A 25,718-nucleotide genomic window follows, 5' to 3' on the forward strand; every position below is an offset into this window, starting at 1 on the left:
TTAATATCCGGACATGACGCCCCCAGGTCTGAACCGACGTACGTTCCTCACCACCGCTGCGCTCGGGGCGGCCTCCGTGGGCGCTACCCAGGTGACTGACTCGGTCGTCGCCGGTGCGGCGGCGGGTGCGCCCGCGATCCTCAAGCCGCTGCCCGCGGAGCGGTTCATCGACTACGGCACCAACGCCGAGACCCGGTGGGACTCGGTCGACCCGCGCCGCTACCTGACCCCGCAGGCCGACCTGTTCGTGCGCAACCACGCCGCGACCCCGCGGATCGACCCCGAGACGTACGAGCTGGAGATCTTCGGCGACGGGCTGCGCGATCCAGGCGGTGTGAAGCTCACCCTCGACGACCTCAAGGCCTTCCGGCACGTCGAGACGACCTCCGTCCACGAGTGCACCGGCAACGGCCGCAGCTTCTTCACCACCCAGCAGGGCCAGGAGGTCAGCGGCACGAAGTGGACGCTCGGTGCGGTGGGGGCGGTCCGCTGGAAGGGCGTACGCCTCCAGGACGTGCTCACCGCCGTCGGCGTCCGCCGCGACGCGGTCTCGGTGCAGGCGACCGGGCTGGACGCCAGCTATGTGGACAAGGGCGTCGACTACGGCCGGGTGCGCCGGCCGTTCCCGATCGAGAAGGCCTACGACGACGCCCTGCTCGTGTGGGGAGCCAACGGCGAGGCCCTGCTGCCCGACCACGGCTTCCCGCTGCGCCTGCTGCTGCCGGGCTGGATCGGGATCGCGTCGATCAAGTGGCTCGGCTCGCTGGAGGTGTCCACGAGTGTGCTGACCTCGCCGTGGGACACCAAGTGGTACAACGTCGACGGTCCGCTGACCGTCAACCCGGTCCGCTCCGCCCTCGAGCTGGCGTGGAACGCGCAGATCCCGGCGGGGGAGCGGATCGTGCTGAGCGGCCGGTCCTGGTCCGGCGCGGCGCCGATCGCGCGGGTCGAGATCAGCACCGACGGCGGCGAGACCTGGGCGCCCGCGATCCCGCACGCGCCGGGCCGCCCCACCGGCGGCCACGGTCTCGGGTGGGCGCAGTGGGACTTCACCTGGCGCGACCCCGCGCCGGGGACCTACGAGATCCTCGTCCGGGCCACCGACCGCGCCGGCCGCACCCAGCCCGATGTCGCCGCCCACAACCCCGGCGGCTACTTCTTCGACGCCGTCGTGCGGCACCCGGTCACCGTCGTGTGAGACGCGAGAGGGGCGCGCGTTCCACGTTTCGGGCGGTCGGCGGATAGGCTGGACCGAGAGTGCTACGGCCACCGGCCGGCGTACGAAGAAAAATGATCATCACCAGGAGCGGCCCGCCCGTCCGGCTCGGTCCTCGGTAGTGACTCCCAGATCTCGGCACGTGCCGAGAAGGCTGAGGGTCTCGATCGAAGACCGGCCCTGTGCGCAGTGAACGCACACGCCCGGCGCGGGGGCGCTCCGCGACAAAGACTAAGGACGAATTCCTTGACCGAACCAGTCATCACTGCCGTCGAGACCACCATCGACAACGGCAAGTTCGGCACCCGCACCGTCAAGTTCGAGACCGGGCTGCTCGCCCGCCAGGCCGCGGGTTCCGTGACCGCCTACCTCGACGACGAGACGATGCTGCTGTCGGCGACCACCGTCTCCAAGCAGCCGAAGGACCACTTCGACTTCTTCCCGCTCACCATCGACGTGGAGGAGCGGATGTACGCCGCGGGCAAGATCCCCGGCTCCTTCTTCCGTTCCGAGGGTCGCCCGGGTGAGGACGCGATCCTCACCTGCCGCCTGATCGACCGCCCGCTGCGCCCGACCTTCAAGAAGGGTCTGCGCAACGAGGTCCAGGTCGTCATCACCGTCATGGCGCTCGACCCCGACCAGCCCTACGACGTGCTCGCGATCAACGCCGCGTCGATGTCCACCCAGCTCTCCGGCCTGCCGTTCTCCGGCCCGGTCGGCGGCGTGCGCGTCGCCCTGATCGAGGGCCAGTGGGTCGCCTTCCCGACCCACAGCCAGCTCGAGAACGCCGTCTTCGACATGGTCGTGGCCGGCCGCGTCACCGAGACCGGCGACGTCGCCATCATGATGGTCGAGGCCGAGTCCACCGAGCAGACCTGGGACCTGGTCCAGTCCGGTGCCCAGGCGCCGACCGAGCCGATCGTGGCCGGTGGCCTCGACGCCGCCAAGCCGTTCATCAAGCAGCTGGTCGAGGCTCAGGCCGAGCTGGCCAAGCAGGCCGCCAAGCCGGTGCAGGAGTACCCGATCTTCCTGGACTACCAGGACGACGTCTACGAGGCCGTCGAGGCCACCGTCGGCGCCGACGTCACCGACCTCTACAGCGTCAAGGGCTCGCGCGAGCGCGTCCTGACCAAGCTGGAGCGCGAGGAGGAGGGCGACCGGATCAAGCTCGCCCTGCTCGAGAAGATCGGCGCCCAGTTCGAGGGTCGCGAAGGCGAGATCGGTGCGGCGTACAAGGCCCTCACCAAGAAGGCCATCCGCACCCAGGTCCTGCGCGACAAGGTCCGCATCGACGGTCGCGGCCTGGCCGACATCCGTCCGCTGCACTCCGAGGTCGGCGTGATCCCGCGGGTCCACGGCTCGGCGCTCTTCGAGCGCGGCGAGACCCAGATCCTGGGTGTCACCACCCTCGACATGCTCAAGATGGAGCAGCAGCTCGACACGCTCTCCCCGGAGAAGCACCGTCGCTACATGCACAAGTACATCTTCCCGCCGTTCTCCACCGGTGAGACCGGCCGGGTGGGCTCGCCCAAGCGCCGCGAGGTCGGCCACGGTGCGCTCGCCCGCCGCGCGCTCCTGCCGGTGCTCCCGAGCCGCGAGGAGTTCCCCTACGCGATCCGCCAGCTCTCCGAGGCGATGGGCTCCAACGGCTCCACCTCGATGGGCTCGGTCTGCGCCTCGACGATGTCGCTGCTCAACGCCGGTGTCCCGCTGAAGGCCCCGGTCGCCGGTATCGCGATGGGTCTGATCTCCGGTGAGATCGACGGCGAGACCAAGTACGTCGCGCTCACCGACATCCTCGGTGCCGAGGACGCCTTCGGCGACATGGACTTCAAGGTCGCCGGCACCTCGGAGTTCGTGACCGCGCTGCAGCTCGACACCAAGCTGGACGGCATCCCGGCCGAGGTCCTCGCCCAGGCCCTCAACCAGGCCAAGGACGCGCGTACGACCATCCTGGACGTCATGCACGAGGCCATCGGCGGCGTCGAGGAGATGGCTCCGACCGCTCCGCGGATCATCACCGTGAAGGTCCCCGTGGACAAGATCGGCGAGGTCATCGGCCCGAAGGGCAAGGTGATCAACCAGATCCAGGAGGACACCGGCGCCCAGATCTCCATCGAGGACGACGGCACGGTGCTCATCGGTGCGACCGACGGCGCTGCCGCCGAGGCCGCCCGGGCGGCGGTCAACGCGATCGCCAACCCGACCATGCCCGAGGTCGGCGAGCGCTACCTCGGCACGGTCGTGAAGACGACCAACTTCGGTGCCTTCGTCGCCCTGCTCCCGGGCAAGGACGGCCTGCTCCACATCACCAAGCTGCGCGCCCTCAACGGCGGCAAGCGCGTGGAGTCGGTCGAGGACGTCGTCGAGGTCGGCCAGAAGATCCAGGTCGAGATCGCCGAGATCGACGACCGCGGCAAGCTCTCGCTCGCCCCGGTGCTCGAGGAGGAGGCTCCCGCCGAGGAGACTCCGGCCGAGACCGCCACCGAGGCCGCAGACGAGGAGTGACCTTGGCGTCACGCACCACCTGGGGGACCGGTCGACACATGGGTGTCGGCCGGTCCTCCGGCTATAACCAGGAGCCCGGCACCACCGTCACGCTCGAGCAGACCGAGGTCAACGGGGCGGTGACGTCGCTGGTGCGCCGTACGGTCCACCCCTCGGGCCTGCGGATCGTGACCGAGCAGATGGCCGGGGTCCGCTCGGCGGCCATCGGCGTCTTCATCGGCGTCGGGTCCCGGGACGAGACCGCGCGTCAGCACGGCTGCTCCCACTTCCTCGAGCACCTGCTGTTCAAGGGCACCCCGTCGCGTACGGCCTTGGAGATCTCCTCCTCGATGGACCGCGTCGGCGGCGAGTTCAATGCCTACACCGCCAAGGAGTACACCTGCTTCCACGCGCGGGTGCTCGACGTCGACCTGCCCCTGGCGATCGACGTCGTCGGCGACATGCTGACCTCCTCGCTGATCACCGCCGAGGACGTGGAGGCCGAGCGTGACGTGATCCTCGACGAGATCGCCATGCACGACGACGACCCCGACGACGTGATCCACAACCTCGTCGCCGCCCAGGCGTGGGGCGCCGAGACACCGCTCGGGCGGGGCATCGCCGGCACCGAGGCCTCGATCACCGCGCTGACCCGCGCGGAGATCGACGACTTCTACCGGGAGCACTACGTCGCGCCCAGGATGGTCGTCTCGGTCGCCGGCAACGTCGAGCACGACGAGGTCGTGGCGATGGTGGAGAAGGCGTTCTCCGGGTCGGGCTTCCTGACCGGCGCGGCCGCGCCGGTGCCTCCCCGCGAGGGTTCCCCGCTGGAGGTCGTGGCCGGCGAGATCAGCGCCCAGCGCCCGCTGGAGCAGGTCAACGTGATCCTGGCCCGCGAGGGCCTGCAGCGCGGCGACGACCGCCGTTTCGCCTTCGAGGTGGTCAACACCGCCGTTGGCGGGGCGACCTCCTCACGGCTCTTCCAGGAGGTCCGCGAGCACCGGGGCCTGGCCTACTCGGTCTACTCCTACGCCTACAGCCACGCCGAGACGGGCCTCTTCGGGGTCCAGGTCGGCTGCCTGCCGGCCAAGCTCGACGAGGTCCTCGAGGTCGTACGCTCCGAGCTGGCCGCCGTCGCCCGCGACGGCATCACCGCCGAGGAGCTCGAGCTCGGCAAGGGCCAGCTGCGCGGCGGACTGGTGCTGGGCCTGGAGGACTCGGCCTCCCGGATGTCCCGCATCGGCCGTGCCGAGCTGGTCCACCGCGAGCTCTACTCGATCGACGAGGTCCTGGCGCGCATCGACGCGGTCACCCTGGAGGACTGTCGCGAGGTCGCCGCCGAGATCCTCTCCCGGCCCGAGATCCTCGCTGTCGTGGGACCGGCCTGAGCGCCGAGTCGGCTCGTCAGGACGAGCCGACTCCGCGTGATCTGGGTCGGCGGCGGCTTACCGCTTACCGATGATCCCGACCGCGGCCGGGACCTTGGAGTCGACGATGGAGACCCGGAAGCCGGCGTCGGCCAGAGCCTTGCTCGACTTCTCGATCATCTCGGGGACCTGCTCGCGCTGGGTGGCCTCGTAGAAGAGGTTGACGGTGCCGCCGGGGAGGACGCGCTCGTGGAGCAGCGCGATCTCGGCGGATGCGTCACGCACCCAGAACAGGTTGACGTTGAACGCGAAGACCTTCGTCAGCCGCTTGACCGGCACCCGCAGCGTCGCGAGGTCGATCTGGCGAACCGTGAGGCGTCCTGCCTCCAGGTATTTCGCGCAGCGTCGCTTCGTACGATCGACACCCGACTCCGAGCGGTCGATCGCAAACAGCTTTCCGGTCTCCAGCCGGCTACAGATCAGCTCGGCACCAGCCCCCGGACCGCAGCCGATCTCAAGGACATGATCGTTCGGTTGAATGTCCATGAAGTCAACGGCCCAACGGATCCGAGCAGGGATCGTCTGCACCACCATGGGTCCAAGACTGCCAGATCCTTCTACGGTTGTGCGCACGACCCTCGCCGGACAGTGTTCACCGGATGCTGGTAGATCGTTGCTGCAGCGTGATCTATAGGGTTGGGCCCCATGACTAAGGTGGCTGTTCTCGGTGCACGTGGCAAGCTCGGTTCGGCGGTCTGCGATGCCGTCGAGTCCGCCGACGACCTCGAGCTCGTGGCGCGGATCGGCCGCGGCGACGAGCTGTCGACGATCACCGACGCCGGCGCCGAGGTGGCCGTCGACGTCACCACCCTCGAGGCGGTGATGGGCAACGCCGAGTTCTGTCTGTCCCACGGCGTGCACACGGTGATCGGCACCTCGGGCTTCGGTCCCGACCGCGTCGAGCAGCTCGAGGCCTGGCTGGCGAAGGCGCCGGGCGTCGGCGCGATGGTGGTGCCCAACTTCTCGGTCGGTGCCGTGCTGATGATGCGGTTCGCCGAGCTCGCCGCGGCCCACTTCCCGTCGGTGGAGATCGTCGAGACCCACCACGAGCGGAAGGCCGACGCTCCCTCCGGTACGGCACGCAGGACCGCCGAGCTCGTCGCTGCGGCGCGCCGGGAGGCCGGCGTGGGCCCGGCGCCCGACGCGACCACCTCGGCGCTCGACGGCGCCCGTGGCGCCTCCGTGGAGGGCATCCCGGTCCACTCGCTGCGGATGTCCGGGTCGGTCGCCCACCAGGAGGTCGTCCTCGGCGGCGTCGGCGAGCTCCTGACCATCCGCCACGACTCGCTCTCCCACGCCTCCTTCGCCCACGGCGTGCTCGCCGCGATCCGCGGCATCGGCTCGCGGCCGGGCCTCACCATCGGCCTCGAGGACGTCCTCGGACTCTGAAGCCTCGCCGAGTCCGCACCTGTGGACGCCGAGAATGCAGTTGTGGCGGACGAAACTAGCGTTTCGTCCGCCACAACTGCATTCTCGGCGCGATGTGCCTCAGCGGTAGTCGTCGGGGAGCTGGGTGCCGATCTTGACCTGCGGCTTGGGCAGGCGCAGCGGACGGAGCTGGATGGCCCGCATGATCGCGTAGTAGGTCGTGCCCTTGAGGTCGTTGTCGGGGAACCGGCGCTTGAGCTCCTTGCGGAGCAGGAAGCGCAGCGCGATCAGGTTGACGATCACGGTGGCCATCACGACGAGGGTGAAGAGCTGGGAGTACATCGCGAGCTCGAGGCTGACGTAGGGCACCACCAGCGCGATAATCAGCACCGGGAGCACGATCTCGGCGAAGGTGAACCGGGCGTCGATCCAGTCGCGGATGAACCGCTTGACCGGGCCCTTGTCGCGCAGCGGCAGGTAGCGCTCGTCGCCGGTCTTCATCGCCTGGCGCATCTTGTCGCCCTGCTCGGCGCGCTGGGCGCGGTTGGCGGCGCTGATCTCCTTGCGCGTACGCGGCTGCTTGAGGCGCGCCTTGCGAGCTGCCTCCGCTTCCTTGCGCGTGGGGGTCGGACGACCCTTGCCGGTCTCCTTGACCGGGCTCTCGGGCTCGACGACCTGCGGGGCGGGGGACTTACGACCGAACAACTTAAGTGACCTCTTACCTGTTGGCTGGGACACACACAGGATATCCCGAGCGGCCTTGACAGCGAGTTTTGTGGACCCGACCTAAGGTGAGAGGCAACACTTGTCCTAGGACACGAGAGTCCAGCGGCAAGCGACGACGCGGGGCGGCCGGCGGTCGGCCGCATATGAGAGGCGTAAAGGGAACCGATGAGTGTGATGAAGCGGCTGAGCCTGGTCTTCAAGGCGAAGGCAAACAAGGCGCTCGACAAGGCCGAGGACCCACGGGAGGTGCTCGACTACAGCTACCAGAAGCAGCTTCAGATGCTGCAGCAGGTCCGCCGCGGCGTCGCGGACGTCGCGACCAGCCGCAAGCGCGTCGAGCTGCAGATCAACGGGCTCAAGCAGCAGTCCGACAAGCTCACCGGACAGGCCCAGAAGGCCATCGAGATGAACCGCGAGGATCTCGCTCGCGAGGCGCTGACCCGCAAGTCGGGGCTGACCAGCCAGATCAACGATCTCAACACGCAGCTCGCCACTCTCCAGGGTGAGGAGGAGAAGCTCACCCTCGCCCAGCAGCGGCTGCAGGCCAAGGTGGAGGCCTTCCGCACCAAGAAGGAGACCATCAAGGCGACCTACACCGCCGCCGAGGCGCAGACCCGGATCAACGAGGCCGTCTCCGGCATCGGTGAGGAGATGGGCGACATCGGCCTGGCGATGCAGCGTGCCGAGGACAAGACCCTCGAGATGCAGGCCCGTGCCGGTGCCGTCGACGAGCTGCTCGCCTCGGGCGCCCTCGACGACCTCACCGCCGGACCGTCCGACGACATCACCCGTCAGCTCGACGCGCTCAGCTCGACCAACGACGTCGAGGCCGAGCTCGCCGCGCTCAAGGGCCTCAGCGCTCCGCAGCAGACGCAGGCGCTGCCCGCCGCCGACGCCAACGCGCCGGTGATCGACGTGGAGTCGACCGAGAAGAAGGCCGAGCAGTGATCGTCCGCATCCTGGGTGAGGGGCAGTACGACGTCGACGACGCCGCCGTCGACAAGCTCAACGAGCTCGACGCCGCCGTCGAGGCTGCCTGCCAGGGCACCGACGAGGCCGTCTTCGAACAGGCTCTCACCGCGCTGCTCGACAGCGTCCGTTCGCTCGGGACCGCCCACCCGGTCGACGCGATCGACTCCTCCGACCTGATCCTCCCCGGACCCGGCTCCACGCTCGCCGAGGTCTCCGAGATGCTCGGCGACGAGGGCCTCATCCCTGGCTGAGCAGCATGTCACGCTTCCAGGGTGATGCCGGGCTGACCGTCCGGATGACCACGGTGATGTTCCTGCTCGGCGCACTGTTCGTCGGGCTCGTCGTGGCTCTGATGTTCGTGCTGCCTGCGCAGTGGGCGCCGATCATCGGCATCGTCGGGCTCGGCATCGCCTGGTGGCAGTGGTACTCCTCCGACACCCTCGCGATGCGCGCGATGCGCGCGCGAGAGGTGTCGGCCGAAGAGGCGCCCGAGCTGCACGCGATGATCGACCGGCTGTGCGCCCTGGCCGACATGCCGAAGCCGCGGGTCGGGATCGCCTACACCGACATGCCCAACGCCTTCGCCACCGGCCGCTCGCCGAAGCGGTCCGTGGTCGTGGTGACCACCGGCATCATGCAGCGGCTGAGCGCCGAGGAGCTCGAGGGCGTGATCGCTCACGAGCTCTCCCACGTCGCCCACCGCGACGTGCTGGTGATGACGGTCGCCTCCTCGGCCGGCATCGTGGCCGGGATGCTGAGCCGCGGCTCGCAGTACGGTGCGTACGCCGGTGGCGGCCGCCGCGACAACAACAACGGTCTTCCGGTGTGGCTGGTGGTGCTGCTGGTCTCGCTCGCGGTCTACGCGGTGTCGTGGCTGCTGCTGCGGATGCTGTCGCGCTACCGCGAGCTCGCCGCCGACCGGGCCGGCGCGCAGCTGACCATGAAGCCCGCCGCGCTGGCCAGCGCGCTGCAGAAGATCACCGGCGAGATCTCCGCGATCCCGAGCCGGGACCTGCGGTCCTCGCAGGCGCTGAACGCGTTCTTCATCGCGCCGGCGATCAGCGGCCAGTCGCTGCGTACGCTGACCTCGACGCATCCGTCGCTGGAGCAGCGGCTGGAGCAACTCGCCCGGATCGAGGCCGAGCTGGGCCGTCCGGCGCAGTAGGGTCGCCCTCGTGGGCTTCTGGGACGTCATCACAGGTCGTACGCGACCGAAGCAGGCCAACCTCGACGCGCTGTTCGCGGTGCCGACGGCCGCGCTCACCATGCAGACCTCGCTCGGGCTGGTCCCGACCGGCGACGGCGCGGTCTGCTACCGGGCCGCCGCCGGGGCCGGGTTCGCCGGCACCCAGAACGACGTCGTGGAGCTGCTCGGCGCCTCCGAGAACGCGCCGAAGGTGACCACGAGCGTCGACGAGTTCGGCTTCACCTGGCTCAGCGTCGACCGCGAGCCGCTGGACCCGGACAACCCCGACATCACCGGCCTGGTCACCGACCTGCACGCGGTCAACACGACGCTGGAGATGAACGGCTTCGGCCCCGGGCTGCTGTGCTCCCTGATCACCTTCGAAGGCGCCGACGGGCGCCGCGTCGGCCTGATCTACCTCTACAAGCAGGGCACCTTCTACCCCTTCGTCCCCACCGGCCCGCAGCAGCGCGACAACCTCCTCGAGATCAACGTCCGCACCGCGATCGAGGGCGACCTCCCGGTCGAGAAGGATCTGTCCCGCTGGCTCGCCGTCTGGGGCGCCCCCGGGCTCTGACCGACCGGAGGTCGACATGGAACGGGCACGGAGCTTCGGCGCGGTCGCGGAGGACTACGAGCGCTATCGTCCCGGCTACCCCGAGAGCCTGGTCGCGCTGGTGACCGAGGTCGCCGAAGGGCCGGTGCGCCGGGCGATCGAGATCGGTGCCGGCACCGGGAAGGCGACCCGGACGTTCGCGGGCGCCGGGATCGAGGTGCTCGCGACCGACCCCGACGCCGAGATGCTCGCCGTCCTCCGCCGCGAGTGCGCCGGCCTGCCGGTGATCACCGTGCGGGCCGCTCTGGAGGACCTCTACCCGGCCGACCACCAACCGTTCGACCTTCTCTACGCGGCCGCGGCCTGGCACTGGACCGCGCCGGTGACCCGGTGGGACCTTGCCACCGCGCTGGTCCGCGCCGGGGGAGCGGTGGCCTTCTTCGGCGGTCCCTTCGAGCTCGCCGACGACGAGGTCGCGGCGGTCGAGGAGGAGATGATCGCGGCGTACGCCCCGGAGGGCCGTCACCTGCCGCCGCCGTCCCCGGCGGATGCGCCGATGCTGTTCCCCGGGGACGAGATGCTGGCCGACGACCGGCTGAGCGACGTACGCCAGCGGGAGGTGCCGCGCCGGTTCAGCCTCGCCCGCGACGACTACGTGCGCCACCTCGACACCATCTCCGCGATCCGGATCCTCCCGGCCGACGACCGGGCCGCGCTCTTCGCCGACCTGGCCCGAGGCCTTCCCGAAGGGTGGAGGTGCGTGCGGACCTGATGCTCCACACCGCCCGCCGGGTCGGCGACGTACGGGATTCACAGTCTCCCCACAGCCGGGGCCGACCTCCCGCATAGCCGGGTTCACCACAGTCCTCTCGTCAGACCCTCCGGCGCCCCGCCGGGGCCGTACGAGAGAGGCAGCGTGGTGCGCAAGAGACTCACGGAGCGGTGGCGGAGGCTGGGGCGGACGGCCCGGATCCTGCTCGCCGCCGGGGTGGCGGCAGTGGTGGTCGGTGGCGGAGCGGGAGCCTGGGCGCTCACCCGCGAGGACACCGGGCAGTCCCAGACGATGACGGTGCAGGCGTCCTCGGGGACGGTGAAGGAGACGGTGTCGGCCAGCGGCACCGTGGAGGCGGCCGAGACCGCCGACCTGACCTTCCAGGTCTCGGGCACCGTGACGAAGGTGCACGTCGCGGAGGGCGACGTGGTCAAGAAGGGTCAGGCGCTCGCCGAGGTCGACGACGAGTCGCTGATCGCCTCCCGCACCGCGGCGAAGTCCGCGCTGGCCGCCGCCGAGGAACAGTACGAGACCGACCAGGACTCGGGTGCCTCCGACGTACAGCTCGCCGCCGACGAGGCCGCCGTGGTCTCGGCCGAGGCCGATCTGGACAGCGCCCGCGAGGCGGTGGAGGACGCGGTGCTGCGCTCCACCATCTCCGGCACCGTGACGGCGTTCGACATCGAGGTCGGCGACACCGTCGGCTCCGGCTCCTCATCCTCCAGCAGCAGCTCCGGCTCGGGCGACAGCGCTGCGGGAGGCGGCGGGAGCATGCCCGGAGACTCGGGATCGGACTCCTCGAGCGACTCCAGCTCCAGCGACTCCAGCGGCACCGTCACGGTCGTGTCCACCGACTCGTTCGTGGTCGAGGCGACCGTGAGCGCCGATGACGCGGCGAAGGTGAAGAAAGGTCTCCAGGCCACGCTCACCCTCAACGGAGCCGAGGAGGACATCTTCGGCACCGTCTCCACCGTCGGGAAGGTGGCCGAGTCCAGCTCGACCGGCGCCGCGGTCTTCCCGGTGACGATCGCGGTCACCGGCGAGGTCGAGGACGTCTATCCCGGCACCAGCGTCACCGCCGCGATCACGGTCAAGCAGCGCGAGAACGTGCTCACCGTCAACAGCGCCGCCATCCAGACCGAGGGCGACAAGACGTACGTCGACAAGGTCGTCGACGGGAAGGCGGTCAAGACCGAGGTGACGATCGGCGAGGTGTACGGCGCCACGACCGAGATCACCAAGGGCCTCGAGGACGGCGACAGCGTCGAGATGCAGGGGTTCACCAGGCCCACCGGCGGTGGTGGCGGCGACGAGGGCGGCCAGCGTGGCCAGGGCGGCTTCCCGGGTGGCGGAGAGCTCCCCGAGGGCTTCCAGGGCGGCGGCGCCTTCCCCGGTGGCGGCTTCCCGGGCGGCGGTGGCCAGTGAGCACGCTCTCCGAGACCACCGGCGCCGTGGTGTCGCTGGACGGCGTACGCAAGACCTATCGCTCCGGGTCGATCGAGTTCGAGGCCCTGCGCGGGGTCGACATGCGGATCACCGCGGGAGAGTACGTCGCCGTGGTCGGGCCGTCGGGCTCGGGAAAGTCGACCCTGATGAACATCCTCGGCTGCCTCGACGTACCGACGCAGGGGAGCTACCACCTCGGCGGCGAGGACGTCTCCACGATGTCGGAGACCGAGCTCGCCCATGTCCGCAACCGCCGGATCGGCTTCGTGTTCCAGCAGTTCAACCTGCTGCCGAGCCTTGCGGCCTGGCGCAACGTCGAGCTGCCGCTGGTGTACGCCGGCATGGGCAGAGCCGAGCGGCACGAGCGCGCCGTCGAGGCACTGACGAGGGTCGGCCTCGGCGATCGGGTCGACAACCGGCCCGGTGAGCTCTCCGGCGGCCAGCAGCAGCGGGTCGCGGTGGCCCGGGCGCTGGTCACCGAGCCGGACATCATCCTGGCCGACGAGCCAACCGGCAACCTCGACTCGGGCTCGACCACGGCCGTGCTCGGGCTGCTCGACGAGCTCCACGACAGCGGCCGCACGATCGTGCTCATCACTCACGAGCACGACGTCGCGGCCCGGGCGAGCCGTAATCTGACGATCCGCGACGGCCTGATCACCGCGGACGACCTGGTGGGGGCGTGATGAGGGCGGCACCGCGACGTCGCGACACGTCGGGCACTGCGCGCGCGGCGACGGGGATGAGCTGGGCCGAGACCTTCCGCACGGCCTGGGACGCGGTCCGCTCCCACCGGTTGCGGTCGGTGCTGACCATGCTCGGCATCGTGATCGGCATCGCCTCGGTCATCCTCACCGTCGGCCTGGGCCAGGGTGCCCAGGACCAGGTGAAGTCGCAGATCAGCGCACTGGGCAGCAATCTGCTGATCGTCTCCCCGGGCAGCACGACCAGCTCCGAGGGCGTACGCGGTGGGTTCGGGTCGGCGTCCACGCTGACCCTCCAGGATGCCGACGCCATCGCGGACGACGAGGCCGCACCGGACGTGAAGGGGGTCGCGCCGGTGACCTCCTCCAACGCCCAGCTCGACACCAGCACGACCAACTGGACCACCTCGCTCGTGGGGGCGACGACCTCCTGGCCGGAGGTGCGCAAGCGGGAGCTCTCCTCGGGACGCTTCTTCACCTCCCAGGAGGTCGCTCAGGGCGCGAAGGTGGTCGTGCTCGGGCCCGACACCGCCTCGGAGCTGTTCAGCGGGCCGGCCAACCCGGTCGGACAGACCGTGAGCGTCGGCGGCACCCAGCTGACCGTGATCGGCGTGCTCGCCTCGAGCGGATCCTCCTCGTCGGGTTCGACCGAGGACGACACCGCCGTCACCCCGATCAGCACCGCGAAGGCCCTGACCGGCTCCTCCAGCTCGAGCGTCTCGACGATCTATGTGGAGGCCGCCTCGGAGGATCGCCTCTCGGCTGCGTACCAGGAGATCAACGCGCTGTTGCTCAACCTGCACGACGTGAGCGCGGCCGACGCCGACTTCACGATCTCGTCGCAGGACTCGCTGGTCGAGACCGCCAACGCGACCAACGAGACCCTCACGGTCCTGCTCGGCGGCATCGCGGCGATCTCGCTCCTCGTCGGTGGCATCGGCGTCATGAACATCATGCTCGTCTCCGTCACCGAGCGGATCCGCGAGATCGGGTTGCGCAAGGCGCTCGGCGCCACGCCGGCGGTGATCCGCAACCAGTTCCTGGTCGAGGCGTCCCTTCTCGGCCTGGCAGGTGGCGTGGTCGGCATCATCATCGCCTCCCTCGGCGCGTGGGGTCTGCCGGACCTGATCGACCAGTCGGTCTCGCTCTCCCTGGTGGCCACCGCGGCCGCCTTGGCCACCTCCCTCGCGCTCGGCATCGGCTTCGGGGTCTACCCCGCGACCCGTGCCGCTCGCCTGACCCCGATCGACGCACTCCGCAGCGAGTGACGCACCCGTCTCGACGTACGAAGGAACTCTTGTGAAGCGCATCTGTTTGGCAGTCATCGCCGTGGGCGGACTGTTCATGTTCACCGCCTGCGGCTCCGACGACACGGCTCAGGACGCTCCCGCGGGCGACAGCCAGGGGGCCGGTCAACAGGGCGGCGGACAGCGCGGCGGCATGCCAGGAGCCACCGGCAAGGTCGCTGCGGCCGACGGCTCCACCATCCAGGTCCAGGGCAGCGACAGCCAGACCGCGGTGACCTACACCGACAAGACCGCGATCAGTCAGCAGGTCACCGGAAGCGTCGCCGACGTCAAGGCCGGAGTGTGCGTGGTGGTCACCCCGGCCGACGGTTCGGAGAGCTCCGAGACCGCCGTGACCGCGGGCTCGATCCGGGTCACGGAGAAGACCGACGGATCCTGCCAGGGCGGCTTCGGCGGCGGCCGTCCGTCGGGGATGCCGTCTGGCATCCCCGACGGGGAGATGCCCTCGGGTGCGCCCGAGGGCGGGATGCCCTCAGGTGGCCCGGGAGGCGGTGGCGGGTTCGGCACCTCGGGTGAGGTGACCGCTGTCTCCGGCGACACGATCACGGTCGCCGCGACGAGGTTCGACCCGCAGGCCGAGGAGGGTGCCGATCCCGAGACCACGACGGTGACCGTGACCACCACCGGCGAGACCACGGTGACGGCCACCGAGACGGCCGACGCCACCGCGCTGAGCATCGGCCGCTGCGTCACGGCCAGCGGCACCGCCGATGACACCGGCGCGGTGAGCGCCGAGCGGATCGAGGTCTCCGACGCGGTCGACGGCGAGTGCTCCACCGGCTTCGGGCGCGGTGGGTTCCCGGGCGGCGGCTCGCAGGACGGGGCGTCGTCGTGAGGCGGCCGGCTGCACGCTGGGTCAGAGCCACCTCGGGGGTGGCGACCCTGGCCGTCCTCGCCGGCTGCGGCTACGTGGCGTACGCCGCCTCGACGGACCCCGCCGACGGCTACCGTCTCGCGTCGGCCTCGACCGGCGACGTCGAGCAGACCCTCTCGCTCACCGGGACGGTCGCGCCGAACGGCCGTGCCGATCTCAGCTTCGGTACCAGCGGCACCGTGGCCTCGGTCGTCGAGGAGGGCACCACGGTCAAGAAGGGACAGGTCCTGGCCGAGCTCGACACGAGCTCGCTGAAGAAGAGCCTCAAGACGGCCAAGGCATCGCTCGCCTCCGCCAAGGCGCAGCTGGAGTCCGACAAGGAGGCCCAGGCCTCCGGCTCCACGTCGTCCTCATCCTCGAGCACGGCCACCGAGTCGAGCACCACGACGTCCGACTCGTCGGGCGGTGTGATCGCGGCCGTCTTCACCGGCACCACCGGCACCGTGACGGCGGTCAGCGACAGCGACGTCGTCGCGCAGATCAAGGCGCTGCAGACCGAGGTCACCGACGCCCAGACCTCGGTCTCCACGGCCGAGGGCGAGCTCGAGGACGCGCAGACCGACCTGTCCGCCGCCATCGACAAGCTCTCCGCGCTCGTCTCGGGTGGCGGCACGCTCGACGACGGTGGCGCCCTCGCCCAGGCGCTGAACGATGCCAGGGCCAGCTGCACCTCGACCGACGAAGGCTCCTCGGAGAGGTGCACCGGCAACCTGGACGACGCGCTCGCCGCCCAGGGTTCGGCCAAGGGCAGCGTGCAGGATGCGATCGGTCAGCTCAGCTCCGCGCAGGAAGCCGTCGGCCGCGCCAAGGAGGCGCTCTCGGGCGCGAAGGGAACGCTCTCCACCGCGATCGATGATCTCGACGCCTTGCTCGCCTCGGCCTCGGCCGGAGGTTCCTCGGACGGCGGCACCGGTGGTGGCACCGGTGGTGGCACCGGAGGCGGCACCGGCGGCGGAACCGGCGGAACCCCCGAGGGAGGTGGCAACCCGGGTGGATCCCCAGGCGGTTCCGGAGGGGAGATGCCCGGCGGCACCGGCGGCGGCAGCATCGAAGGTCAGGGCGGCGCGGGTACGCAGCCGGAGGGCATGACGGGTCAGGGCAGCGCGGAGAGTGGTTCCGGTGGCGCCGTGGGCGGCGCCGGCCAGTCGGTCACGGCGGCGACGATCGCCCAGGACCAGGCCGAGATCGACCGGGCCGAGGTCGACGTCATCGACGCCAAGGCAGCGCTGGCCGCCGCCGTGATCAAGGCGCCCGCGGCCGGCACGGTCGCCGCTGTGGACGTCACCGAAGGGTCCTCGGTGAGCGCCGGTGCCGCCGCGGTCACCGTGATCGCCGAAGGCCTGACGAGCGTCGAGCTCGAGGTCACGAGCGCGCAGCTGAGCAAGCTGCAGGCGGGGCAGACGGCCACGGTCTCGCCGGCCGGTGTCGACAAGGACCTGCCCGGCAAGGTCACCCTGCTCGGCAAGGTGCCGGACACGTCCTCGGGCAGCAGCACCTTCTCGGTGACCGTGACGCTCGACGAGGAGGGACTGGACCTGCTCGCCGGCAACACCGCGACGGTGGAGGTCGTCCTGGGATCCGCCGAGGACGTACTCACCGTTCCGGCCTCGGCCGTCTCCGACGGAACCGTGACCGTTCTCGACAAGGACGGGAACCCGCAGAGGGTACGCGTCACCACCGGGCTCACGGGCAGGACCACGGTCGAGGTGACCGAAGGGATCGACGCGGGCGACGAGATCGTGCTGGCCGACCTCTCGGCCGCGCTGCCGACCACCGACGACTCCTCCGACGGCGGTGACGGTGCGTTCACCAACGTGGGCGGTTCCGGTGGATTCCCAGGCGGGGGAGGTGGGTTCCCGGCCGGCGGTCCTCCGTCCAGATGACACGCACAGGAGCCACACAGGATTCACACAGCCTCTCGGGGCACCATGAGTGACATGACCGCTGCCGCCTCCGACATGACCCGCCTCGACGGGTCGCCCCTTCGTGTTCTCGTCGTGGACGACGAGGTCAACATCGCCGAGCTGATCATGATGGCGCTGCGCTACGAGGGCTGGGAGGTGGCGGCGGCACACACCGGCACCAAGGCGGTCAGCGCCGCCCGCGACTTCACTCCCGACGCGATCGTGCTCGACTGGATGCTGCCCGACTTCGACGGCCTCGAGGTCCTGCGCCGCGTACGGTCCACCAACCCGGCCGTACCCGTCCTCTTCCTCACCGCCAAGGACGCCGTCGAGGACCGGGTCGCCGGGCTGACCGCGGGCGGCGACGACTACGTGACCAAGCCGTTCTCGCTGGAGGAGCTCGTCGCGCGCCTGCGCGCCCTGATGCGGCGGGCCGGCGCGACCCGGATCGAGGAGCACTCGGTGATCCATGTCGGGGACCTGACGATGGACGAGGACTCCCGGGAGGTGCGCCGGGCGGGGGAGGAGATCAGCCTCACCGCGACGGAGTTCGAGCTGCTCCGCTTCCTGATGCGCAACCCGCGCCGGGTGCTGTCCAAGGCCCAGATCCTCGACCGGGTCTGGTCCTACGACTTCGGCGGTCAGGCCAACGTCGTCGAGCTCTACATCTCCTACCTGCGCAAGAAGATCGACGCCGGCCGGGAGCCGATGATCCACACCATGCGGGGTGCGGGCTATGTGCTGAAGGCCGCTGAGTGACCGGCGCGCTGAAGCGGCTGGTCGCGCCGCTCATCTCGCGGCTGGTCATCACCGCGGTCGCCCTGGTGCTGGTCGTCTCGCTGCTGATCGCCACCGTCGCCACGATCGCGCTGCGCCAGACGCTGATGGAGCGTCTCGACCGGGACGTGCACGACATGGCGCGCGGCGTCGTGGGCCCGGGCCCAGGCCCCGGCACCGACCTCAACTTCGGGCCGGACTCGGTCCTGGCGGCCTTTCCCGAGAACGGTCAGCCCCAAGGCAACCTCGGCAACTTCAACCCCGACCAGATGGAGTCCCTCAGCTCCGCCGACCTGGATCTGCTGGCCGAGGTACGTGTCGACGCACGCCCCCATGACGTCGAGCTGCCCGATCGCGGCACCTACCGCGTGATCGCCCAATCAGGGTTCAACCGCAACCTGGGCCAGACGGTGGTCGTCGTCACCGGACGTTCGACCAACGAGGTCGAGAACACCATCGACAGCCTGGTCTACTGGGAGGCCCTGCTGATCCTGCTGGGCGTCGTCGGCGCGGCAGGCGCGGGCTACCTCGTCGTACGCCGCCAGCTCAGCCCGCTGCGCGAGGTCGCCGCCACCGCGCACACCGTCGCCAGGCTCCCGCTCTCCTCGGGCGAGGTCTCGGTGACCGAGCGGGTCCCCGAGCGGCTCACCGACGAGGACACCGAGGTCGGCCAGGTCGGCGCCGCGCTCAACTCGCTGCTCGACCACGTCGAGACCTCGCTGGCCGAGCGGCACCGCAGCGAGCAGCAGGTACGCCAGTTCGTCGCCGACGCCTCCCACGAGCTGCGCACGCCGCTGACCACCATCCGCGGGTACACCGAGCTCGCTCAGCAGCGGCCCGAGGCGGTCCCGACGGCGCTCGGCAAGGTGGAGGAGGAGTCGCTGAGGATGACCGCGCTGGTCGAGGACCTGCTCCTGCTCGCGCGTCTCGACCAGGGCCGCCCGCTGGCGCGCGACTCCGTCGACCTGACCCGGCTGCTCCTGGAGGCAGTCGACGACGCCCGGGTCGTCGACCCGTCACACATCTGGCGGCTCGAGCTGCCCGCCGACGCCGACTCCGGCGGAGTCGACGGCGCCGAGGTGATCGTCACCGGCGACGCCCAGCGGCTCCACCAGGTGATCAGCAACCTGCTCACCAACGAGCGGCGGCACACGCCGGCCGGCACCACGGTCACGGTCCGCGTACGTCCTGATGGTTTCGGCGTCCACGACGACGGCCCCGGCTTCCCGCCCGCCCTGGTCCCGCACGCCTTCGAGCGCTTCACCCGGGCCGACGAGGCGCGCCAGCGCGACGGTGGCGCCGGCCTCGGGCTGGCCCTCGTCCACGCGATCGTCACCTCCCACGGCGGCACCGTGAGGCTGACCAGCGTTCCCGGCGACACCACCATCGCCGTACGCCTCCCCGTCAGCTGACCGCAGCCGAGGCGTCACGCACGTCGGCCGAGGTGGCACACCGGTGCCACCTCGGCCGACGTAGCCGACGCCTCGGCTGGACGGGGTCAGTCGTCCTGAGTCTTGCCCGGGAGATCGAGCATCCGCTGGAGGGCGAGCTTGGCGTAGTGCTCGGTCTCGGCGTCGACCTCGATGCGGTTGACGACCTGTCCCTCGACCAGGGACTCGAGGGCCCAGACGAAGTGGGGCAGGTCGATGCGGTTCATCGTGGAGCAGTAGCAGACGGTGCGGTCGAGGAAGACGATCCGCTTGTCGGGGTGGGCGGCGGCCAGGCGCTTGACCAGGTTGAGCTCGGTGCCGATCGCCCAGGCCGAGCCGGCAGGAGCGGCCTCGATCGTGTTGATGATGAACTCGGTCGAGCCGACCAGGTCGGCCTTGAGGACGACCTCGTGCTGGCACTCGGGGTGGACCAGGATCTGCACGCCCGGGATCTCGGCGCGCAGGTCGTCGATGGTGTCGGGGGAGAAGCGGCCGTGGACCGAGCAGTGGCCCTTCCACAGGATCACCTTCGCCGCCCGCAGCTCCTCGGCAGATACGCCGCCGCCGGGCTTGAGCGGGTCCCAGACCACGCAGTCGTCCAGCGACATGCCGAGCTTCAGGACCGCGGTGTTGCGGCCGAGGTGCTGGTCGGGGAAGAAGAGGACCTTGGCGTCGTCCTTCTGCTCGAAGGCCCACTCCAGCACGGCCTGCGCGTTGGACGAGGTGCACACGACGCCGTCGTGGCGGCCGCAGAACGCCTTGATGTCGGCCGAGGAGTTCATGTAGGTCACCGGCACGACCTGCTCGGCCACACCGGCCTCCGAGAGGGCCTCCCAGGCCTTCTCGACCTGGCCCAGCCGCGCCATGTCGGCCATCGAGCAGCCCGCGGCGAGGTCGGGGAGGATGACCGCCTGCGACGGCGAGGTCAGGATGTCGGCCGACTCGGCCATGAAGTGCACGCCGCAGAAGACGATGTACTCCGCGTCCGGCCGGGCGGCAGCGTCGCGCGCAAGCTTGAAGGAGTCCCCGGTCACGTCAGCGAACTGGATGACCTCGTCGCGCTGGTAGTGGTGTCCGAGGACGAACACCTTCTCGCCCAGCTTCTCCTTGGCGGCGAGAGCGCGCTTGACCAGGTCGGGGTCGGAGGCGGCCGGCAGGTCGCCGGGGCACTCGACGCCACGCTCGGAGTTCAGGTCGGTGCCGCGCCCCAGGGGGAGCAGCGGGAGGTCGACAGTCGTCATGATGACGATAATACATGTCGAGGGTTCGATGGCCCGGTGGCGTGGGTCACATGGTGGTACTCGCCGCGGGCCCGGCTCAGGCGCGCAGCGGCCGGACGGCGTCCCAGGCCGGGTCGGTGTCGACCCGGGTGACGACGTCGCCGTGGACCCAGCCGCCGACCGTCTCCTCCAGCCGCTGCGGGGCCGAGGTGGTGGGATCGACGTAGGCGTGGAGGAGACGTACGCCGTTGGTGGTCTCGTGGGCCACGACCCGGCCGTCGGGGCCGAGGGTCGAGGCGAGCCGGTCCTCGAGCTGCCCGAGCTCGCGCAGGGCGTCGGCGGAGGGGAGGCCCCGCTCGGCGAAGCCGATGTAGGGCACCATCACGCCGACGTGGTGGGTCAGGTTGGGTGCCGTCACCGGGTGCAGCGGCACCACCGCGCTCGCGATCACCGGACCCTGGGGACTCTCCCCGTGGAGCAGCACCCAGGCCGGGTTGCCGTCGGGGTCGACGTACTCCTTGCGGAGGTTCCTCACCGCGGCGCGCAGCCCGTCGAGGCCGAAGCCGTCACGGGGGCGGGCGGTGGTGGTCTCGACCTCACCGATCCACAGCTCCGTGCTGGACTCGCCCAGCGTGGTGTCGAGGGCGTGGAAGGCGACCTGGAGACGGGCTTCCTCGGTGAGGTCGGGGAAGGCCGGGTGAAAGAGCGTGAGGTCGAAGTGGGCGCCCTTCTGCCGGGCACCGACCAGCACGTCGGCGAGCCGGATCGCGTCGCCACCGGGCGTGGTGAGCACGGCCTCGACCGGATCGTCGACCGGCGGGCGCTGGTCGCTGAACTCCCAGGGCGAGACGCCGTCGGGCTCGGGCGCGGCGAGCAGCCAGCGGCGCGCGAGCGCGCGATGGTCCGGGTTGCCTCCTGCCGAGACGACCAGCAGCCGTCCGCCCAGGGGCCCGGGGCCGACCTCCCAGCTCAGGCCCGCCTCCATCGCGTCGACCCGCCGGGCCAGCAGGGCGACCAGGGCGTCCTGGTCGTCGGCGCCGAGCGCAGCGCCGCACGCCAGCGCACCCTTCTGCGCCCACCAGGTCCAGAAGGCGCTGATCCGCCTGCTCTCTGAGTCCCTGGCCTCGCGTCGCCCGAAGATCCGCACGAAACGACCTTAACGCGACGCATGCGCATTGGTTACGACATCGATAACGGTCCTCGGGCACCCGTCGACGTCCGGCCGCGGGTAGGTTTCGGCCATGCGAGTGCTGATCGCCCCCGACAAGTACGCAGGCACGCTCACCGCCTCCCAGGCGGCCTCCGCGATCGCGGAGGGGTGGCGGCGTACGGCTCCGCGAGACGAGCTCTCGCTGGCTCCGATGGCCGACGGAGGACCGGGATTCCTCGAGCTGCTCCACGACGTCCTCGGCGGTGACCTGCGCGAGGTCGAGGTCAGGGGGCCGCACGGCGAGCCGGTGTCGGCGCAGGTGCTGGTCGTGGGCGAGACCGCCTACGTCGAGTCGGCCCAGGCCGCCGGCCTGCACCTGACCGGCGGGAAGGGGGCCGAGCAGGCGACCTCGTACGGCGTGGGGCAGCTGCTCCTCGCCGCCCGCGACGCCGGGGCGAGCACCGTCGTGGTCGGGCTCGGCGGCTCGGGCACCAGCGACGGGGGAGCGGGGCTGCTGGCCGCGCTGGGCGCCACCGCCGACCGGCCGCTCGATGCCGGTGTCGCCGGGCTGGAGGGCATCACCGAGGTCACGCTGCCCGAGCCGCTCGGCCTCGACATCGTCATCGCCAGCGACGTGGACAACCCGCTGACCGGGCTCTTCGGCGCGGTCAAGGTCTACGGCGCGCAGAAGGGGCTGGCAGAGGAGACCATGCCCCGCTGGGACGGAGCGCTGCAGGACCTGGCCGCCGCGACCTCCCGCAGGACCGCGACCGAGAAGGGTGCGGGAGCGGCCGGCGGGATGGGGTTCGCGCTGCTGCTTCTCGGCGCCACCCGCCGGCCTGGGTTCGACGTCGTCGCCGACCTGCTGGGGCTGCCCGAGCTGGCCTCGCGGGCCGACCTGGTGATCACCGGCGAGGGGTCCTTCGACCCGCAGAGTGCCGCCGGAAAGGTGCCGGCCGGGGTGGCCAGGCTCGCCGAGCAGGCCCTGCGGCCCTGCATCGTGCTGGCGGGGAAGGTCAGCATGAGCGGTCGGGAGATGCGTACGCTCGGCATCGACGCCGCCTACTCGCTCGTCGACAGCGTCGGCGAGGAGCGCGCGCTGGGCCAGGCGTACGAATCCCTGGTCCAGGTCGCCGCCAGGGTCGCCCGGACGTGGTCCGCCGACCACCGGGAATAACCGAGGATGTGCGACGATTGACCCAGAGACACAACCCGCACCCACGCACAGGGAGCCCAGCTACATGACCGAGCAGACGACCGAACGCCGCGCCGACTCCATCAACCTGAGCGACGTTGCCGCCGCGAAGGTGAAGAGCCTCCTGGAGCAGGAAGGCCGCGACGACCTGAGCCTGCGCATCTCCGTGCAGCCTGGTGGCTGCTCCGGCCTGCGCTACCAGCTCTTCTTCGACGAGCGCACCCTCGACGGTGACGTCGTCACCGACTTCGACGGTGTCTCCGTCGTCGTCGACCGGATGAGCGTCCCTTACCTCAACGGCGCGATGATCGACTTCGTGGACAGCATCGAGAAGCAGGGGTTCACCATCGACAACCCCAACGCCACCGGCTCCTGCGCCTGTGGTGACTCGTTCCACTGAGTCAGCACCACTGAGCATCGACGCGAGCGCCCCCGTCCGGTTCGGACGGGGGCGCTCGTGCGTTCGACGACGCTCAGGATGACGCTCGGGATGACGCTCAGGTGGTGACCGGCGCCGGCCGGCGGCCGGCGAACGCCGGCGTCGTCAGCGCCAGCAGCAGGAGCACGAGCCCGAAGGCCGTGGAGGCGAGCATCGCGGACTCCATCGCCGGCTCGATCCCGTCCTCGGCGCGACTGGTGAACACGGCGGTGAGCGTCGCGACGCCGATCGCGCCTCCGAGCTGCTGCATCGACTGGAACAGCCCGGCAGCGGCACCGGAGTCCTCGCCTCCCGCCGCCATGATCGCGGCGCTGGCCGGGGTGAAGAAGAACGGCGCGGTGAAGCCGAAGACGAAGCACGGCACCAGGACGCCGGCCCACAGCGGCGCATCGGCGGCCAGCAGCGCGAAGGCGACCAGCCCCGCCAGGCCGAGGAGGATTCCGAGGGTGATCGTCCCGCGGTCCCCGATGCGGGCAACCAGCGTCGGCACGAGGCGGGCGCCGAGGATCACCGATGCTCCCCACGGCAGGTAGGCCAGCCCTGCCTCGAGCGCGTCGAAGTGACGTACGTCCTGCAGGAAGAGCACCGAGAAGGTGAAGAACCCGATCATCATCGCCGGGACCAGGAGCATGCCCGCATACGGGACGGCGCGGCGGGTGCCCGCGAGCAGGCGCAGCGGCACGACCGGGTGCGCTGCGCGCGACTCCACGGCGATCAGCGCGACAAGCGCGAGCAGCGCGAGAGCCAGGGAGCCGAGCACGACCGGGTCGTCCCAGCCCTCCTGGCCCGCTCGGGTGAGCCCGTGCACCAGGGAGACCATCGTGACGGCGGAGGTGATCGCTCCGGGGATGTCCAGGCGCCCGGGCATCCGGTCGGCCTCCCGGACGAAGGCCATGGTCCCCGCGATGACCGCGACCCCGACGGGCACGTTGATCAGCATCACCCAGCGCCAGTCCAGGAGCACGGTCAGTACGCCGCCCGCGACCAGGCCCAGGCAGCTGCCGAGGCTGGAGCCGATGATGAACCACGACATCCCGCGCAGCCGCTGCGGGCCTTCGTCGGTGTTCGCAACGAGCAGCACCATGATCGCCGGCCCGGCGAGCGCCGCGCCGATGCCCTGCACGGCGCGCGCCGCGATCAGCAGCTCACCGGACGGAGCGAGCCCGCCGGCTGCCGAGGCGATCACGAAGATCGCCGCGCCCACCAGGAGCACGCGGCGGGGGCCGAACATCATCCCGAGCCGCCCGCTCACCAGGAGGAAGCCCGCGAACGCCAGCGCGTAGGCGGAGACGACCCACGACAGGCCGACCGCGCCGAGCCCGAACTCGTCGCGGATGTAGGGCAGCGCGACGGTGACGATCACGCCGTCGACCATCAGCATCAGCTGGCAGGTCACCACCGCCGCCACCGCCCACCCTCCGCCGCGGGCACCGGCCCCGCTGTCGGCCCGTGCCTCGTGAAGCTCTGTCATGTCTGCGTACCTCGCTATCATCGGAACCAGGGAGACTCCCCGGTTCAAATGTGGGGACAGTCCCCGGTTATTGTCAAGGGGTATGGGATGACTGCGACCGAGATCACCGGCACCGAGATCACCGACTGGGAGAGCAGGCGGCCGAAGCGGGCCGACGCGCGCCGCAACTACGACGCCGTCGTCGAGGCGGCCCGCGCGGCCTTCGCGCGCGACGGCGTCGACACCTCGATCGACGAGATCGCCCGTTCCGCGGGTGTCGGTAACGCGACGCTCTACCGGCACTTCCCGACGCGCGACGAGCTCATCGCGGTGGCGCTCGCGGAGAACATGGCGGCCGTGCACAAGCGCGGCACCGAGCTCGCCGAGACCGAGGAGCCCCTGGTCGCTCTGCGGGAGTGGCTGCTGGCGACGATCGCGCAGATCGGCACCTACGGCGGGCTGCCGGACAGCGTGCTCGACGCGGCCGGCCGGGAGGGTTCGCTGCTCGGCGTGACCTGTGCGCACATGCAGGAGACGACCAAGGAGCTGCTCGCCAGGGCGCAGGAGGCCGGCGAGATCAAGCCGGACGTACGCATGGAGGAGCTCTTCGACCTCGCCGCCGGGATCGCCTGGGTGATCAGCCGGGACAGCGCCACCGACACCGCCCGCGCCGGCCGGCTCCTCGACCTCGCGCTGACCGGGATGATCGCGCGGGGCTGACCCTGGCGCGGACATGACAAGAGCCCCTGTCCGTGACAGGGGCTCTCATGTCTTCCGGTCGCCGCGACGCACCAGGGCGGCGGTGCCGCCGGCTCAGGTCAGGGCGAGGCCGTCGGCGACATGGCCGCAGGTCTCGAGCATGGCGGCGTCGCGCGGCTCGCGGGACTGCATCCGCACCGCGGGAGCGGGGCGGGCCGTCTCGCGCACCCGTGGCGCGGGCAGGCGCAGCGCGCTGTCGGCGGCGGCGCAGTCGGCGCAGAGCTGCGCGGGGCTGTCGAGGTCGTCGTACGGAACGCGCATATCTGTCATGCAAACGACGGTAAGCACTACCAACCGGTAGTTGAAGGCCGACTCAGCGGTAACATTTCATCTCCTGGCAACGGTCGAGCCTT

25 protein-coding genes are annotated in these 25,718 nt (G+C 70.6%); 19 read left to right on the top strand and 6 right to left on the bottom strand.

Annotated features, from left to right (window positions below):
- Positions 1-13 precede the first annotated feature (13 nt).
- The 3 genes from ACWZJV_RS23925 to ACWZJV_RS23935 all read left to right on the top strand — a co-directional run bounded on the left by ACWZJV_RS23925 (position 14) and on the right by ACWZJV_RS23935 (position 5,091).
- Positions 14-1,198, top strand: coding sequence for a molybdopterin-dependent oxidoreductase (locus tag ACWZJV_RS23925; protein WP_457179113.1), 1,185 nt, complete (start codon positions 14-16; stop codon positions 1,196-1,198).
- 264 nt (positions 1,199-1,462) lie between these two features.
- On the top strand, positions 1,463-3,724 hold the full coding sequence (locus ACWZJV_RS23930) for a polyribonucleotide nucleotidyltransferase (RefSeq protein WP_457179114.1): 2,262 nt from the start codon (positions 1,463-1,465) through the stop codon (positions 3,722-3,724).
- Positions 3,721-5,091, top strand: a complete 1,371-nt coding sequence (locus ACWZJV_RS23935; RefSeq protein ID WP_457179115.1) for a M16 family metallopeptidase — start codon at positions 3,721-3,723, stop codon at positions 5,089-5,091. Before ACWZJV_RS23930 ends, ACWZJV_RS23935 begins: the two co-directional genes overlap by 4 nt.
- Positions 5,092-5,148: 57 nt before the next feature.
- Here ACWZJV_RS23935 and ACWZJV_RS23940 read toward each other — a convergent pair whose 3' ends face one another.
- Positions 5,149-5,616, bottom strand: a complete 468-nt coding sequence (locus tag ACWZJV_RS23940; RefSeq protein WP_231380341.1) for a class I SAM-dependent methyltransferase — start codon at positions 5,614-5,616, stop codon at positions 5,149-5,151.
- A gap of 159 nt (positions 5,617-5,775) precedes the next feature.
- Between ACWZJV_RS23940 and dapB the strand changes: the two genes are divergently transcribed.
- The gene (gene dapB / locus ACWZJV_RS23945; RefSeq protein WP_457179116.1) at positions 5,776-6,519 is read left to right on the top strand and encodes a 4-hydroxy-tetrahydrodipicolinate reductase; all 744 of its coding nucleotides are present in this window, start codon (positions 5,776-5,778) and stop codon (positions 6,517-6,519) included.
- A 99-nt stretch (positions 6,520-6,618) separates the two neighbouring features.
- Here dapB and ACWZJV_RS23950 read toward each other — a convergent pair whose 3' ends face one another.
- Complete coding sequence (locus ACWZJV_RS23950) at positions 6,619-7,203, bottom strand: DUF3043 domain-containing protein (protein WP_008363194.1); 585 nt, start codon at positions 7,201-7,203, stop codon at positions 6,619-6,621.
- Positions 7,204-7,389: 186 nt separating this feature from the next.
- On the opposite strand from ACWZJV_RS23950, the gene ACWZJV_RS23955 reads away from it, so the two are divergent.
- The 12 genes from ACWZJV_RS23955 to ACWZJV_RS24010 all read left to right on the top strand — a co-directional run bounded on the left by ACWZJV_RS23955 (position 7,390) and on the right by ACWZJV_RS24010 (position 19,134).
- The gene (locus ACWZJV_RS23955; RefSeq protein WP_196874749.1) at positions 7,390-8,172 is read left to right on the top strand and encodes a PspA/IM30 family protein; all 783 of its coding nucleotides are present in this window, start codon (positions 7,390-7,392) and stop codon (positions 8,170-8,172) included.
- Positions 8,169-8,447, top strand: a complete 279-nt coding sequence (gene pspAA / locus ACWZJV_RS23960) for a PspA-associated protein PspAA (protein ID WP_008363190.1) — start codon at positions 8,169-8,171, stop codon at positions 8,445-8,447. The genes ACWZJV_RS23955 and pspAA overlap by 4 nt, the downstream gene beginning before the upstream one ends.
- 5 nt (positions 8,448-8,452) lie before the next feature.
- A complete protein-coding gene (htpX, locus tag ACWZJV_RS23965) occupies positions 8,453-9,361 on the top strand; it encodes a zinc metalloprotease HtpX (protein WP_008363188.1) in 909 nt (302 codons plus the stop codon).
- Positions 9,362-9,371: 10 nt separating this feature from the next.
- Positions 9,372-9,959: a PspA-associated protein PspAB gene (gene pspAB, locus ACWZJV_RS23970; protein WP_008363187.1), complete on the top strand. Its 588-nt coding sequence runs from the start codon at positions 9,372-9,374 to the stop codon at positions 9,957-9,959.
- A 16-nt stretch (positions 9,960-9,975) separates the two neighbouring features.
- Complete coding sequence (locus tag ACWZJV_RS23975; protein WP_457179117.1) at positions 9,976-10,710, top strand: class I SAM-dependent methyltransferase; 735 nt, start codon at positions 9,976-9,978, stop codon at positions 10,708-10,710.
- A 147-nt stretch (positions 10,711-10,857) separates the two neighbouring features.
- Entirely contained in the window at positions 10,858-12,135 is a 1,278-nt protein-coding gene (locus ACWZJV_RS23980; protein ID WP_457179118.1) for an efflux RND transporter periplasmic adaptor subunit, read from the top strand.
- Positions 12,132-12,842, top strand: a complete 711-nt coding sequence (locus tag ACWZJV_RS23985) for an ABC transporter ATP-binding protein (RefSeq protein WP_008363182.1) — start codon at positions 12,132-12,134, stop codon at positions 12,840-12,842. Before ACWZJV_RS23980 ends, ACWZJV_RS23985 begins: the two co-directional genes overlap by 4 nt.
- A gap of 56 nt (positions 12,843-12,898) precedes the next feature.
- Positions 12,899-14,128: an ABC transporter permease gene (locus ACWZJV_RS23990; RefSeq protein WP_457179119.1), complete on the top strand. Its 1,230-nt coding sequence runs from the start codon at positions 12,899-12,901 to the stop codon at positions 14,126-14,128.
- A gap of 31 nt (positions 14,129-14,159) precedes the next feature.
- Entirely contained in the window at positions 14,160-15,002 is an 843-nt protein-coding gene (locus tag ACWZJV_RS23995) for a hypothetical protein (RefSeq protein WP_457179120.1), read from the top strand.
- Entirely contained in the window at positions 14,999-16,924 is a 1,926-nt protein-coding gene (locus ACWZJV_RS24000; RefSeq protein ID WP_457179121.1) for an HlyD family efflux transporter periplasmic adaptor subunit, read from the top strand. Before ACWZJV_RS23995 ends, ACWZJV_RS24000 begins: the two co-directional genes overlap by 4 nt.
- 54 nt (positions 16,925-16,978) lie before the next feature.
- Entirely contained in the window at positions 16,979-17,704 is a 726-nt protein-coding gene (locus tag ACWZJV_RS24005; protein ID WP_445321542.1) for a response regulator transcription factor, read from the top strand.
- On the top strand, positions 17,701-19,134 hold the full coding sequence (locus ACWZJV_RS24010; RefSeq protein ID WP_457179122.1) for a sensor histidine kinase: 1,434 nt from the start codon (positions 17,701-17,703) through the stop codon (positions 19,132-19,134). Before ACWZJV_RS24005 ends, ACWZJV_RS24010 begins: the two co-directional genes overlap by 4 nt.
- Positions 19,135-19,220: 86 nt before the next feature.
- Here ACWZJV_RS24010 and nadA read toward each other — a convergent pair whose 3' ends face one another.
- Together nadA and ACWZJV_RS24020 are read right to left on the bottom strand one after the other, a co-directional pair.
- Positions 19,221-20,393 (bottom strand): quinolinate synthase NadA, encoded by a 1,173-nt coding sequence (gene nadA, locus ACWZJV_RS24015; protein WP_008363175.1) that lies wholly within the window; start codon positions 20,391-20,393, stop codon positions 19,221-19,223.
- A 76-nt stretch (positions 20,394-20,469) separates the two neighbouring features.
- Positions 20,470-21,519, bottom strand: a complete 1,050-nt coding sequence (locus ACWZJV_RS24020; protein WP_457179123.1) for a DUF695 domain-containing protein — start codon at positions 21,517-21,519, stop codon at positions 20,470-20,472.
- A gap of 94 nt (positions 21,520-21,613) precedes the next feature.
- On the opposite strand from ACWZJV_RS24020, the gene ACWZJV_RS24025 reads away from it, so the two are divergent.
- Together ACWZJV_RS24025 and erpA are read left to right on the top strand one after the other, a co-directional pair.
- Entirely contained in the window at positions 21,614-22,699 is a 1,086-nt protein-coding gene (locus ACWZJV_RS24025; protein WP_457179124.1) for a glycerate kinase family protein, read from the top strand.
- Between the two features lie 64 nt (positions 22,700-22,763).
- On the top strand, positions 22,764-23,117 hold the full coding sequence (gene erpA / locus ACWZJV_RS24030) for an iron-sulfur cluster insertion protein ErpA (protein WP_008363173.1): 354 nt from the start codon (positions 22,764-22,766) through the stop codon (positions 23,115-23,117).
- A 97-nt stretch (positions 23,118-23,214) separates the two neighbouring features.
- Here the strand turns inward: erpA and ACWZJV_RS24035 are convergent, their stop codons facing one another.
- Positions 23,215-24,627 carry an MFS transporter gene (locus tag ACWZJV_RS24035; protein WP_457179125.1) on the bottom strand — a complete coding sequence of 471 codons (1,413 nt, stop codon included), beginning with the start codon at positions 24,625-24,627 and terminating at the stop codon, positions 23,215-23,217.
- A gap of 87 nt (positions 24,628-24,714) precedes the next feature.
- Here ACWZJV_RS24035 and ACWZJV_RS24040 point away from each other — a divergent pair, with 87 nt between their 5' ends.
- The gene (locus ACWZJV_RS24040) at positions 24,715-25,326 is read left to right on the top strand and encodes a TetR/AcrR family transcriptional regulator (RefSeq protein WP_457179126.1); all 612 of its coding nucleotides are present in this window, start codon (positions 24,715-24,717) and stop codon (positions 25,324-25,326) included.
- Between the two features lie 93 nt (positions 25,327-25,419).
- On the opposite strand, the gene ACWZJV_RS24045 is transcribed toward ACWZJV_RS24040, so the two are convergent.
- Positions 25,420-25,635, bottom strand: coding sequence for a hypothetical protein (locus ACWZJV_RS24045; protein WP_196874735.1), 216 nt, complete (start codon positions 25,633-25,635; stop codon positions 25,420-25,422).
- Positions 25,636-25,718 lie beyond the last annotated feature (83 nt).

It is taken from the genome of Nocardioides sp. WG-D5, from assembly GCF_054031175.1.